This window comes from Pirellulaceae bacterium (genome assembly GCA_029243025.1).
Taxonomy (GTDB): Bacteria; Planctomycetota; Planctomycetia; order Pirellulales; family Pirellulaceae.
In genome coordinates, this window is the sequence record JAQWSU010000045.1 from 1098292 (window position 1) to 1112715 (window position 14424).

A 14424-nucleotide genomic window follows, 5' to 3' on the forward strand; every position below is an offset into this window, starting at 1 on the left:
GAGAAGTATTTCATTGGATCCTGTCAATCGAATCAGTAAAGTTATTCTGCTGCCGTGACACGCACTTCTCGCAGTAAGAAATTCGTTTCGGCTGACTGCTTTGAGTGAATGGAAAATCCGACATGGCCAGAAGGGTGAACCACGAATTTATCGATCGCACCGAGGTGATCAGGCTTTTCTTCTTGCATGGAGACGGAGCTTGCTTTGAATCGATTTATCTTGAATCCATTGATCCAAACGGTAATCTCCGGATCAGATCCAACACAACGAACCTTGACTAGATTCCAGTAAGCACCGTCCCATTCATTCAGAAACTCGCTTAGCTTACAGCAGTCCAGTAGCTTGTCTCTGGACAGACCGTCGTAATTCACCCTGCCATCGAATTGAACATGATCATGCGTCGCCGCACCAACACCGCGTTGCTCACGAGATTCGACTACCAGAAAGGGGCGAGAGGCGCCGGTTGCGGACTTTGGAAAACCCACAATGCCTTCGTCGATGTGGTCGAGACTGAGTGCAATTCCGTCGCCCACTTCATCGGCGCGAAGGAGAACACTTGCAGAAATACCCCACGATGAACGGTATTCAAAGCAAAGTTCAAAATCGCTAAAGCTCGACTGACTCATCAACGTCGCCCCAACACGACTCGACGAATTGACAGCCGCGATCGTCTGATCCACGACTTCCCAAGCCGCCGGCGTTTCTGGGGCTGAGGGAGTCATCGACCACCCCGTAAGACTATTGCCATCGAAAAGGGACGTTACCGTCGGCTGCTTCGCAGGCAGTTCGACCTTTTCGACGCGATCAATCCAGACAATCTGACTACCGCGCAGAGCCGCCTCCTCGAGAAAATTATAGACGGCACCTGCTTTGGAGTAATTCCCGCTGATCCGGATCGGTTTGTCATAGATGACTTTCCCATCCACCACCGCTTCCGACTTTTGCAAAGCATCCCAGATGTAATACATGTGGGAGAAGTAATAAAGCCGTTGGTTTGTCCTGAAATGAATCAGCTTGTCACGTCCAACGTAGAGTCGACCTACCTCAGAAAATTCTCTCCCATGAATACCACCGCGCCACACGAGGGGATCGTCGCCCCGCACCTGGATTGAACCAAGAACGCACTCTAAGACTGTGGCCACAAGGAGGTAACGTATCATCTTGGCACTCGGTTAAATGAGAACTTCACTGAGGGGACCTTCCTGGATACCTTGCTCCAATCCGGGAATCTTCAATCCAAAGTGATCCACCGGGCGCCCCGACGCGTACAGCAACGTATTGTGAATCGTATTGACCGTACGGTGGCCTCGGCGATCGACATCCGCATAGGTAAGACATCGCCCCCCCAACTTGATCCGAGGATGACCACCGAGAATGACGTAAGGCCATTCCACACACTTCGTATGATGTTCGTTGGCAGCATCGCTCAAATAAACGATCAGCGTGTTATCAAGCATCGTCCCAGATCCCTCTGGGATAGTTTCCAGCATTTTTAGTGTTCGTGCGATCAGATCAAAGTGAAATGTTCGTATCGTTTGTGAAGCTTCGATTGCGACAGTTTCTTGGTTGTAAAGCGCATGACCGATTGAGTGTTTTTCCAGTCCAACGCCCAATTTATCAAACACAATCGAAAAATCCTGATGGCCAACTCCTGAGGCGATAGTGGCAACATTGGTCAGACCACTGACCAGAGCAGAAGTCGCCATTTCAAAATGACACTCGAGTCGATCAACCGGATTACTCGAAAGATATTTATCCGTCAGTGGTGCCACTCGACCCTTGACCGCCAGATCCAGATCCGCGATGGCGGAATGCCGATGCCCGATTTGCTCATAGGCCGCGAGATAGCGGTCCAACTTCTCCTTCTCCACCGCGCCCAAGCGGTTTTGAACCGTTCGAATATCATCTTTCACATAATCCAATAAACTGGTTTTTACTCCCAGGTTTTTTTGATCGCCGATCGCCGCAAACATGCGTTTATAGGCGGTCACCGGATTACAAATCGTCGCGATTGGACTGTTGGCACCCGAAGCCGAACTGTTGAACACGATATCCAGGTTTGCCCGTTGCGAAATCCCCAACACAATATTCTTAAACAGCGTCGCGTTCTGGCGTCCTAATTCATAATCGACAGTTGGACCCAGAATGTGTTTGCCTTCCCGTGTGTTGAAACACCCCAAAGCTCCAAAATAGGTCGAGTGTCCACCACCACAAATACGGCCAGAGATTCCTTGTAAGATCAACATGCGGTTTACATAATCGGCCACCGGCTGCAGTGATACGGGGAGATGGCTGGGATCGATCTGCTCCTCGACGGTCTGTTTCCTCTCACCGATGGGCGTGAGCGTCAGGTTGGTCGGGTGCACCTGATTGGGCGGGCAACCGTTGCCCTCCAACACGAACAAAAAGCGAGTGGGTTGTCCGTGACCCTCAACCTCGGCATGAAGCCTCCCGATCAACGGATTCAGCAGCACCGATCCGGCAGCTGAGAGACTGACCCCACGTAGAAACTCTTTGCGGGTAAGAAACCCGGGACAACCGGCCTCGCCGTTTTGCTGTTGAAAAGGTTTTTCTTTCATAGCCTTGACTCATTACTGGGAAGGTAAACCCTGACGCTGTATAAACGAATCTGAAACCAGCAATTCTAACAGGGACTCTTTCAGACTGCCCTCGTGTTGGTGATAGGCGACTTCCATATCTCTTAATGTTTGGGCATCACTTAAGGTTTCATTGCGTCCGCAGAAGAAGCGGAAAGTATGTCGCAAGAACACCTGATGCACACGTTTCGAATCGGCCAAGCGCTGCAACAATTCGATCGGATCTTTGACCACTTCGCCATTCAAAACACCTGTCGTGTTCACGGGTTGGTCAAGTTCTTGCGTTCGATGCCGGCCCCACAAATCAAATTGTTCGAAAGGCAATCCCAACGGATCCATTCGTTGATGGCATCCCCAACAGTCATCCTGCCGTACGACCTGCATTTTGCCCCTAAGAGTCAATGTGGGATCTTCGGGAAATCTCGCGTCAACTTCGACCGGCGTATCGGGAATCACCCCCCCCAGAAGCTTCGTCTGGATCCAGCGCCCACGTTGAATGGCGTGATTTTTGGTGTTATCCGAGAATGCAATCAACCAAGCCGGATGACAGAGGATACCGGCTCGTTCCTGCGAAAAGTCTCGCCAGCCGGGATCTTTCCCCAAATCTTCTTTCGCGAGATTGTAACAAGTGTGGTAGAAGAGATGCCCGTTCGTTTCATCTTGAAACCACTTCGGCGCAAAATTCGTATTGAAGGCGCCCCTCACATTGTATTCACTCGATGTTAGCAATTGCTTCAGAACGTCGCGGTCCTGTTCGACAATTCGAGCAACAAATTTTTCGACATCCTCCATCATCCAACCGGGGCGGTAGCGGCGATGATGCTTGTCCTTAAAGACAAAGGCAGCATTCCCGTACTCAAAATACTCTTCCATGAAACGCAGAACCCGTTGATGCGCCGCATTTGTTTGCAAAAACGGCCAAATCACGTCCTTCAACTCAGCCTTGGATTTTCTTTCATAACCTTCCGATGCTCGCACAAGATCTGGAGTCGGACCTGTACGATTAAGGGCAAATCCGACGGCACAAGCGTACTGCAGTGGTGTCAAACCTGCTCGATCGCCTGAGGCAGAAGGCTCGCCACCGATTTCAAACCGAAACAACGACTCGGGTCGTAGGTAGGTGGCCGCAATCATCGCCTGATTGGCCCGCTCGATACTGGCTATTTTTACCAACTTTTTCTGAAGATCCAACAGCGACTTTTTTTCCGTAGCGGTCGCATCTCGGTGATATAGTTTTTGAAAATGCTCGTCGAGAATTTGACTCCACTGAGCATCGCCAGCTGGCAATATCCGATAATCCCGCAAGCTACCCGAGGCAAGCTGTGCCTCAGCGAGTTCTTCTGCAAGGCCGATGAGTAGCTCCGTCTCTGTCAAACCAAAGTCATGGATGTGGGCGTAATCCTTTGCGGTGTGAGCTGGACCTTTGTACGGAAAAGCCGGATGCTTCAGCCCTTTCTGTGGAACCGGAAAAGTCGCGACCGGAATGAACTTGATAACATCTCGCCCCACAATACGATTTACTCGAGCCGAAAACGTCTCTGGACTATATCTCCAAATACGAGCTGCCGCCGCCGGCTGCGACTTGGTCAGCCGAGTTTTAAAGAGACTGTCATGGTCAACATAGTTCCCGTAGCCAGGAAGTAACTTTTTGTCGATCGCAACGGCTCCGCTTGCCTGGATCAGTCCGTCCAGCGAGCCCAGCATCTTGGCGCGCTCAGCAATAGTTGGCCGATCCGCGTCAGCGGGTGGCATCTGCTCCAGGTTGATCTGATCATAAACAGACAACAACAGTTGACGGTCCAGTCGGCTGGGATCCCGCAACAACGACTGCAGGTTAATCTCCCCATTTTGCTCCTGATCATTATGACAGTCGATGCAAAACGTTTGCATAAAAAGCTGCGGAGAGTCTGCCGAAGCGGGTGTTTCCTGGGCCGTTGCGCCCATCGAAAACAACATCACACTGGAAGCGATTACCGTGCTGAAGGTCACTTTCATCATCGAGTACGGTTCCATTTGGCTACAAGTTGCTTAATCAGCCAGCAATTGCTGCACACCATCTTAACTGAAATCGATACCGAATAGAAATTCTAATGATTGAGACAAATACGAGAAAACTCAACGAAATCGAGGCAGATCGTTCGATTGATAGAACACGAGCAACTTAGAACTTCTCGTATGCTGCCACTGCGGGGCAATACGCCCAGACAGCGTTTAACGCCGATCGTCGGTCGGTCGATTTCGCCTGCAAGGCAAAATCCCAGTGACGATCCGTCTTTCAACGTGTGAGCGGCCGTCATTCTGCGAAGAAGCCGAGTCAACGAATTCAGATTTTCTTCTTCGGCGATGAATCGAGCGGAAGAAGAGACAGCTTCGATGACGCGACAGGCTCAACCGCGCGTTGACTCGACTGACGTGCTTCCCGAAATAAGCTGTCGTTCTTGGAAACATCGTCCAGCTGATCTACCGTGCGATTGTTCGACTCTTGTTGAAGTTGTCGAACAGCTTCGTCCCTTAGTTTTCCCTCGTCCAGACTTCCACTCGACTGATCACTGCGACTTGTGAGTGCAGACGCAAGTCGATCGATCACGCCATCAAATTTGGCAGCGATCTGGGGTAATCCAAAATCAGGAACGGCAGTTGACGATTCCGCAACCATCGCTGCGATAGGTCGAGCAGCCTGCTGGTACGCGCCCTCCTGAAATGCCTTGACGAGATCTCCGGAGCTGAATTCTTGATCTCCGTTCCAATCGCCGCTGGCCCAGGTCGAATTGGCCGCAATTCCATCTTCGTACTCACCCGCTTGAAATACGGCTACCAGATCTGCTGAATCGAATTTTCCATCGAGTGTTGCGTCACCATATGGCACCTGCAAAACTTTTCGCACCAAATGATCGTAGTCTTGCGTGTCGATGACTCCATTCCCATCGACATTGAAGGCCGGATCTGTCGAACCCGTAAAAATCGCGGTAACTAACATCGCGATGTCAGCATCATCGACCGCTTCGTCCAGATTAAAGTCACCGGGCTTTGAAGGCCTCGGCGCGGGTGAATAGAGAATGCTCAATTTTGGGCGTTGACTAACCGTTGAATGCTCACGGGAATAGAGATCGACTCCGTCCGTTGCGCGTTGTGGATTCGCGATCACAACCCCATGATTGCTAGCCGCTGGATTGGCGAGCCATGACTGAACCATCGCCAGCCCAGATGGGTTCATATCGATGACAACCGTCCCATTTGAGCCATTCAAGGTACCGACCTGCGATCCGCGATCGGACGCACCACGTGCGCCACCGACTTGCCATGACTGACCGGTGGTGGAATTATTCCAGGTTACTTGGGACTCATTCCAATCTTTCCGCATCTGATAGACGCTATATTCATCACCGGGATTGGACACGTCCAGGCTGATGAAGGCTCCCACGACAACGGCATCTGCCGGAACACTCAAATCATCCCAACGAAGAAGAATGGAAAGTTCGGTTCCACCGTCTTCACCGTCAACCTCTAAGTCACGATCTGTCAATCCGTTATTGCTATCTGGATCACCTTCGCGAATTTCTGCGTCGCTAGCTCCACGGTAACCGTTGGCACCCTGTTGAAACGCGGCGACTTGCGCACCAAAAACAACGGATTCCAACGTCGCTTCACCTTCGAGTCCGTCACCGTTGACTGCAGCAACTCGATATCGATTGGGAGCCGATGATGAAAACTGTAGATCGCCGGTAAATCGAGTGACGACTGACGTACCCACCACCTGCCCATCACGATAGATTCGATAGTGATCGATACCACTTTCATCATCACTTGATGCGGTCCAGGCTAACGCGACAGTAGACGAATTTTCGACCCGACCCACCAGATCGGTCGGTTGTGTTGGCGGTGTCGTATCCTCATATGCATTTTCGCGGCCCGGTGTTCCACCGCTAGTAGATACGCCCCAACTCGCAACATCGTTCCCATAGGCCGACCCATCAAATCGACTCAAGGAAGGTCCAAGCCCATCGGGTTGCAAGGCCCAGGGCAGCTGATCGTTGTACTTCACCGCATCCACGATTCCGTAAGCACCCAAAGGCAGATCCTCGATAGGCATTTCGAGAAAAATCTTTTCGCCATCATTGTTCAAATTGCCATGGATCTCTGCCGAATAGGTCCAGATTGGCACGGACGCATCAATTCGATGACGAAGGCGGAACGCCGCTTCATCCGCCGTCGGATCACCCGCCTCGGATTGCTGCAACAAAACGCCGAAGCCACCCGCCGCGAGCTGCGCTTCTGAAGAAAATTCGAAGTCAATCGCACCGCGAACTCGCCAGGAACGTCCCAGTCCCTTGCCGAGTTGCAAGGGAGTCTCGGAGGTATTCCATAGTTCGATAAATTCTGATTCATCCGAGACAGGATGGTACATGACTTCATTGATTACGACTGGTCCCACGATCGGCTCATCATTGGCTGCACCGGCAGTGGGTGACTGCAGTCGAACAAAGTCCGTCGCCGAGGTCGACTTCACATATCGTCCTAGCGACACTCCCACCTCGGCACTCGCATACGCCTGATCTTCTCGATAGCCGAGCAAACGGCCCTGCTGATCGCCACCGCTCAAATAAATCTGACCACCAAAGCGACTTAGTCCAAACGGTTCCAGCGCGCCAGGATCGGTGCTTCCGTTGCCAAACTGCGTCGCCTCATCGACCACCAGATACCCCCTTGCTGGCACCGTTGTTCCCGCCAGGAATTGATATTTCCGCAGTTGTTCTGCCGAATCAGCGAGGTACCAGTGACCAATATCGATCGACTGTCCCGTCGCATTGTGCAGTTCTAACCAGCCGCTCCCATTACTCGTTGCCAACAACTCATGAATGACGAGTCCCGCAGCATCCACACCCGTATCTGCGTCACCAGGCGATCCCCCTATCAAACGACTTGTTCGCCAAGCAGCGGCATCATCAAGTTCTGTGCTCGTGTCACTTGGATTGCGAATGGTCAAAGAATATCCCTCGCCATCGACAAGTCCGAACCAGTCATCTTGATAATCGAATTCGAATAGCGTTTCGCCTAATACGTCCACCGCTTGCACGATTTCACCGCCGTTATTGAGCGATCCTGCGTACTCGCCGGCAATCGTAATCGAATCGAGAACATCCGCATAGCGTATCGAAAACGCTTCCATGTTGCTGACAACAACAACCCGTTGGCTGGGAGTCAGGCGATTTGTGGGACTGTCGGAAAACTGGAATTCCACACCATCGACCAACTGGACACCCTCCAGATTGATCGTCGCATCCCCGACGTTCACGAACTCGATAAACTCAAAATCATCGTTGTCAAACGAGGGATTGATCGCAAGTTCTGCTGCTGTCGGTTCGGCCGGATTAAAGTGAACCTCCGAAACTCGCATTCCCGATTGGTCAAATGTAAAGAATGCTTCCGTGAGGGCGCTCCATTCCGTACCGATCAACGTGCGTGCCTTTAAGGTCCCCGATTCGATGAGCGAAAATGACTCCGTGAACCGAGTCGCGCTAGTCGCATTGACCGCTCCGCCCGGTTGACGCGGATCGCTGCCGTCGGTCGTAAACCAGATCGTTCCCTGGCCACCGTTCGGATTATCCAGTCCGATCCGCGATCCGGCTGGCACAGCGCCACCATGTTGCCGTGCGCCATCAACTTCGAACTCAGGGGCCTCCGTATCTGGATAAAGGTTCTCTGCACGTAGCTGATTCATCACAATCGCGGTACGCCGCGGGAAAAAGGTTCTCAGCATGTAATCCAGTTTACTCTGCCATTCTGCATTGCGAGTGTACGGGGTACCTCGATGCTGGTCTCCCCAGCGAGCCGATTCGGGTCCGATGGCTGGCGCGACCAGATCGGTGATTTCCACCATCCGAGCGGCGGGCATATTTCGTTCTGGGTTGGCAGGATCCCAGTTAGAATTGTTCGGATCGACGTAGAAAACACCATGATTGAAGAAGTGCTTATGCACTCGATCGGCGAATGCAAGTTGGAATTCGTCATACCGTCTCAGCGAACCGTAGGCCTGTGCTGCGTCCTGGGGTTGGTTGTTCGCGTCACGAATCACGTTCTCGTTGAGATGAGTCCGATTACTAAGATCCATCGAAATCTCGCTATCCCAAGCAAAAAACTGATAACCTTCGCTTTCGTCTCCACGACGCCGAGCCGCATACCAATTTCTGCCGGGCCAATCGTCATTTCCACTGTAAAAACTGATCAACAGGTAGTCGATATAGTTTTCAATGTCTAAATAGTCTTCTCGTGACGCATCGTTGTTGCCGTTGGAATCATTGCCTTGTAAACGTTGATAGGCGGCCCATTTGGAAGCCGTTCCGGATGCCGTATTCACGGACCGTGCCAAAGATTGCATTCTGCTCCAGGCTGAACTACTTCCATCCACGACACCATTGTGATTCATGGCGTCCCATTCCGTTTTGTCACCCCCCAAATGTTGTGCGGCAAAGGACGCATCCGGACGTTCGCTCGGATTATAAAGCCCCCAATAGATCCCATTGATGTAAAGATGGGCGTAGGCGTAGCCTGCCGCCGTATGCCCCATCGCAGCCTGGGTCTGGCGATGCCATTGGTCGCGTGCAAAGAGTGGATCGCCACCAGCGCCGCCCCACCCCCATCCGTCATTAAAATGTGCTCGCAGCACGACGGTATCAAACCGATCAACGCCGTTGCCGAACCATGGATAGTCGAGCTTGGTCTCGCCGTACTGCTCCTTAAACAACAGTCGCATGTTATTTTTGCGAGACAAGCTTCGCGAGGCACCCCCATGCATCCGAATTCCCGCGTCAATCTGAAAACCTTCGGTTCCATCCGGATAAATCAGCTCTGCCGAAACCGGTCGTTCCCAGGCTTGCCCCCGACTGCCGACGTTAGAATAGATACCGCGTGATCCAAACATATCATCGATGTCGAGCACCAACGAAATAGTGGGCAACGATTTCAGATCGTCTGCAAACGACGCCGCATAGATTCCATCATACGAATCATTCGGACCTACCACATCGGGATCCAAACCATAGTCAGCACCGCGACCACCCCAACTGGAAGGAAAACCGGCATTAATCGTCGCTCGACTTGTTTGCTTGATGATATCGCTAGGGAATAGATAGGTTTGCGTATCGACGTTGCTCGATCGCAAACCTGTTTTGTAGGCAAGTGCACGCAATGTCGTCGTGCTGGCCACCGTAATCGGAGCGACGTATTCCAGACCGTTACGGATCGTCCCGTTGGAACTCACTTCTGGGGGAGTGCCATCCAAGGTATAGATAATCGACGCAGCCGGTGTCGTGGTTGAGATGCTCACATCGACGGGCGCATCGTAGAATCCCCGGTCAGCACTGAACTTGGTGTCGGCAACCGTATTATAGCCCGCCTCCACACTCGCCTTACCCGGTGTAGCGTCTGCAAAAAACTGCCCCGTTCCTTCGCTGCTGGCTAACAATTCCATCTGAAGCAAGAGGTCAGGATCGTCCACGGAAGCGTTTAGCAGGTGGACGGCCAGGACATGATTACCGGCAGCCAATTGAGACAGCGCATCTCGGACATCAATATCCTCAAACGTAATTGCAGCGGCAGGGGTCCTCGTTGCAGTCGCTGTCGAGTCAAATGTCAAATCGGCCGGCGCGTTGCGAGCTACCAATGGCACTCCATCCAGGTAGGCTTGAAATCCGTCGTCATAACGAGCGCGCAATGTCAGTTCATCATAGGTCGTCACGTCCGCCGAATTGAACTCGAAACGAGTCCAAAGCGATGGGGTCGTGCCTTGCATCGCAGCAGCGACATCGGTCTGAATCAAATCCTCCAAACGCGGATCGCCACCCCCAAATCCGATGCCAGCGATCGTCGGAACCACACCACCAAACAACGGCCCAGAATCTGGGTTCTGCGTTCCAAGCGTCGAGCTGTCAGCGCGAACAAAATTGTCGGCCACATCATCATCGACAATGCCAGTCCGCGTTAAGACCGTTGTGGCGCTGCCTCCTGTGCCTACGGTCACCTCATACGCATACGTGCGATCATTTAATGCGCCGTGACTGAAATCCGAAATCGTTTGCCCGGCGCGAGTCGGCGTAACCGGACTGTTGTCGTGATTGGTCACTGTGGCCGTTTTGCTAAAACGCACCTTCGCGCTACCGTCGTGCCAGGCACCTGCGTAGACATCCGCTTTGGAATCAAGCGTAAACTGTTGCGCTCCCGCTCCATATTTGACCGCATGGATCGAATTCCCTGCGGCAGGAGACGTCGCTGGACTCACCCAGATTGTCCGGTAGCTGGTTCCACCGGTCGCCACCGCCAGGAATGTTCGTAGGCTGCCATTGCCATCGGAACTGGCGGCAATCGAGATCTCCTGGACGTCGTAAGTCCCTGCAGGCAACGACTGAAGATATTCAGGTTCGACGTTAAGTCGCACCCCCGGTGAATCGATCTCATTTGCCCCGGCCAGATTAGCGCCGGACCCAATCATGACGGGGTCAGTAATCACACCGCCCGTGGCTCCGACCGGCGCACCGTCCCCTTGCCAATGATTGGCAAGCACAAGCGCCTGATGCGGACCAACATCAACACGAATCGTAGCAATCTGGGCCGCCGTATAGCCCCAGATCACCGTGTCCTGGACCTCACCCTCATCGCTCACAATCATCGCCCAGCCAGATCCGTCCAGCTCCCAGGGTATCGAAGCCCCCCAATATTGATCGGTGACTTGATCCGTGCGATAGAGTATTTCGGCGGAATCCACGTATCGAGGCAAACTCCAAGAACGATTCGCCACTCCGCTCGGACCCTGGGATGGATCATTGATCACCACGGTCCAACCAACGGTATCAATCACCGCGTCCGAAACATTTTGGATCTCCACCGATTTCGTTTCGTCACCCGTAGTGATCTCAGTAATCAGTAAGCCTGAACCAGCAACCGTTTGCTGTTGGGTAAATTGACTATCATCGAAATCGACGCCAGTCCACGTCGTAGGGTGGTCGCCAACCGTGGGTACCCGGTATGACAACGGTGCCGATGACGAAAGGAGTGTCTCGCTAACTCCGTCAATGCTGATTCCAAAGCTGATGTCCGCGCTCTGCTCCGGATAGTCGAGAAAGGTCGGATCATAATTGACACCACCAGGCTCAACGAGCAACAAGTCCCCGCCAGCACCGTCCAATCGAAAGTTCGTATGGTAATTCCCCTTCGCATCCACGTAGTCATCAACATCTTGCCCCGAGGCAAATACGACCAGATACTGTCCGCCGTCCAGATTCACATTGGGCAACGACCATTGGCTTAAATCATCACGGTCGTCGGTCAAATGCCAACCATCAAGACTTAGAGCTGAAGAGGTGGGATTATGGATTTCGATCCAATCGGAGAAAACACCATCGCCATCGGCAAGTTCCGAGTCATTGACCGCCAGAAATTCGGTAATCAGCGGACCGGCAGCTAACACCCTTCGCGGCTCAAGCGACTCGAGGGATGTTCTTTTGGTGCGGTGACTGCGTAAATCTCGAGTCGCCTTGGCACGAGCCATACGACGGCAACTGACTCGGTTGGAAAAACTAGAAAACAGCATGCGAAAAGTCACCTCTGCTCCGAGACTACTCTCAACCCAATAGAGAACCAGACCCATCTCATGACACACTCCTCACACTGAGGACGAAGCGACGATCGCATGCGAGAGCACGCGTGCTGAGACAAGCTGTTAACCATTCGTCGAAATTAATAAAAACTGACCGTTTTTAATTTATTCTGAATCAGCCTCTATTGTACAGCACCGTCTCACAGAACGCGTAAACGATCTGTAGATCCCAGACTCAAGGTTAGTTTCGATGATGTTTGAAGAATTAAACGTCACAAAATCGAAACTTTCTTCGTTGATGCATTCAAGCGTCACCTCAGCGGATCGAACTCCCCACTGCATTGCCCACGGTGTCAACGATCGTGACTTGGCACGCAACCACAGGGGTGAATCAGAAGACTCGTCACGCTTGCCACCGTTTGGCTGTAGCACCAACAAAAAGAAGTCGTTTATCGCTTAAATACGATTTTGAGAGTTTGAACTTTCTAGATTTTGCGATCGGCAGCACCGATGCCAACCTTGCGGATGCCGTGCTGTGGATCGCGGACGGATCATTGAAATTGAAACGAAAAGAGATCCGCATCGCGAAGTTCGAACACCAGCTTGATCGGACGACCGGACAAGGAGGTCACGTCAGAGTCAACACGGTCGTCGCGAATCCACTCCACAGGACGATCGAGCGAATCGCCGTAGATCCAGGGGCAATCCTCCATGGCAAAACCGGGCACGGGCTCACCTTTTTCATTCTGGACTTCGATACGAATGCCACCTCGAGCAGAACTGGAATAGTTGATCGACATCCGCTTGCCGCTAAAACGCAATGTTTTTGTTGACAGACGCCCGCCCGACATGGGTGCATTGACTGCCACAAACCCATCCATGCGGAGGGTGTAACGGCGAAGCTTTGCCGGCTTCCCATTTTGCAGAGTGCCCTCATTCAAATACATCGACAGCTCATCCGGCGCGTCATCGGCTACAACCGATCGGGTTTCGACCAATCCCAGATTTTGGTAGTTGTCGCCGTAGAACCAACTATCCTTCGTTCGCAGTCCAGGACGAATAAATGCTTCTTGCCAGACTTCGAAATTAAGTCCATCACGACTGGCCATAAATAGCCCTTCCGTGACCGCGGTCCCTTCTCTGAGCGAGGCGGCTGCTCGTTTTTGACGATAATCAAACTGCGGCAGATAGCGCATCGACGGACTGCGCCCGCGGTCTTCATAGCGAGTGGGAAAGCCGAGCAGAATGTGCGGGGCTCGATGATAAGGATTAATCTGATTGGTGTAGAGTTGGCCGCCACGACTGGGTGAGTAGTTTAAGAAGATGGGCTTCGTCCACTTGACCAAATCATCGGATGTTTCCGTCATAATATCACGCCCGTCACGAAACTCTCGATGGTAAGCGCGATAGGTGTTTCGATAAGCGTCCCAAAAGACCAGATTTTGGGAATCAAAAGCGCCTTCTGTAATCACGGGTGCATCCTGTGATTTTTTCCACTGAATCCCATCGGCGGAAACGAGCAAATGAAGCGGCGCGCCACCGATCGCCTTAAAACGTTCGTCTGCAGATACACCGGGTCGGCTATCGATAAAGGGGCTGAAATTATGTGCAATACCGCCAAATTGATCTTCGGAAATAACAATATTGTTATTCTTTGACCCTGCAAACTCGATCAAACCAATTTTCGGCCGTCTCCAATGGATACCATCCTTACTTTCCGCGTAGCAATAGGTTTGGGGATGCGTTGCCTCTAAGCCATATCGATAGTCGCCGCCGCGATAATACATCCGGTAGCGATCTCCATCTTGTATCACCGTAATATAACCCAGGCCATTTCCTTCCCAGGGCTTGTCACACACCAGCACGATTTCGCGCGGTGTAGGATGCTGCAAGACTCGCCGAGCCTGACCTTCCAGTGATTCCACCAGAACTTCGTCGACAAACAATTCACGACGCGATCCAATATCGACGACCGACTTGTCAGGAGATTCTGCGGCGAAAGACGCGACCGTCAGCCCCATCAGCAAGCCTGCAGTCGCAGTGACAATCATTGGGTTCATCATTCAAGTCTCCACCAACATTTCCAGCTATTCGCCGATCAATTCTGCTGCCAATTGTAGAGCGTCTGCTCCGCATTTACGAATTAACATTGTTGAAACAACGATCCACCTACCGAAAAGTTCAGCTCCAATCACACGGGCTAGAATCCTGCCAACCCATTTCAGGCGAACTCATGCC

The 14424-nt window shown here is 52.3% G+C and carries 5 protein-coding genes; all 5 read right to left on the minus strand.

The genetic code is table 11. The features are described 5' to 3' along the window. Positions 1-41: 41 nt before the first annotated feature. Entirely contained in the window at positions 42-1160 is a 1119-nt protein-coding gene (locus P8N76_22950; protein ID MDG2384546.1) for a DUF1080 domain-containing protein, read from the minus strand. A gap of 12 nt (positions 1161-1172) precedes the next feature. Next, positions 1173-2579 carry a DUF1552 domain-containing protein gene (locus tag P8N76_22955; GenBank protein ID MDG2384547.1) on the minus strand — a complete coding sequence of 469 codons (1407 nt, stop codon included), beginning with the start codon at positions 2577-2579 and terminating at the stop codon, positions 1173-1175. 12 nt (positions 2580-2591) lie between these two features. After that, positions 2592-4595: a DUF1588 domain-containing protein gene (locus P8N76_22960; protein ID MDG2384548.1), complete on the minus strand. Its 2004-nt coding sequence runs from the start codon at positions 4593-4595 to the stop codon at positions 2592-2594. 325 nt (positions 4596-4920) lie between these two features. After that, positions 4921-12237, minus strand: a complete 7317-nt coding sequence (locus tag P8N76_22965; protein MDG2384549.1) for a lamin tail domain-containing protein — start codon at positions 12235-12237, stop codon at positions 4921-4923. A gap of 500 nt (positions 12238-12737) precedes the next feature. Continuing rightward, positions 12738-14249 carry a hypothetical protein gene (locus tag P8N76_22970; GenBank protein MDG2384550.1) on the minus strand — a complete coding sequence of 504 codons (1512 nt, stop codon included), beginning with the start codon at positions 14247-14249 and terminating at the stop codon, positions 12738-12740. Positions 14250-14424: the final 175 nt, after the last annotated feature.

What these genes read in the sequence shown, in the direction of transcription:
- P8N76_22955 (MDG2384547.1), bottom strand. Translation starts at nt 2,579, where the DNA reads ATGAAAGAAAAACCTTTTCAACAGCAAAACGGCGAGGCCGGTTGTCCC.
- P8N76_22950 (MDG2384546.1), bottom strand. Translation starts at nt 1,160, where the DNA reads ATGATACGTTACCTCCTTGTGGCCACAGTCTTAGAGTGCGTTCTTGGT.
- P8N76_22965 (MDG2384549.1), bottom strand. Translation starts at nt 12,237, where the DNA reads ATGGGTCTGGTTCTCTATTGGGTTGAGAGTAGTCTCGGAGCAGAGGTG.
- P8N76_22970 (MDG2384550.1), bottom strand. Translation starts at nt 14,249, where the DNA reads ATGATGAACCCAATGATTGTCACTGCGACTGCAGGCTTGCTGATGGGG.
- P8N76_22960 (MDG2384548.1), bottom strand. Translation starts at nt 4,595, where the DNA reads ATGATGAAAGTGACCTTCAGCACGGTAATCGCTTCCAGTGTGATGTTG.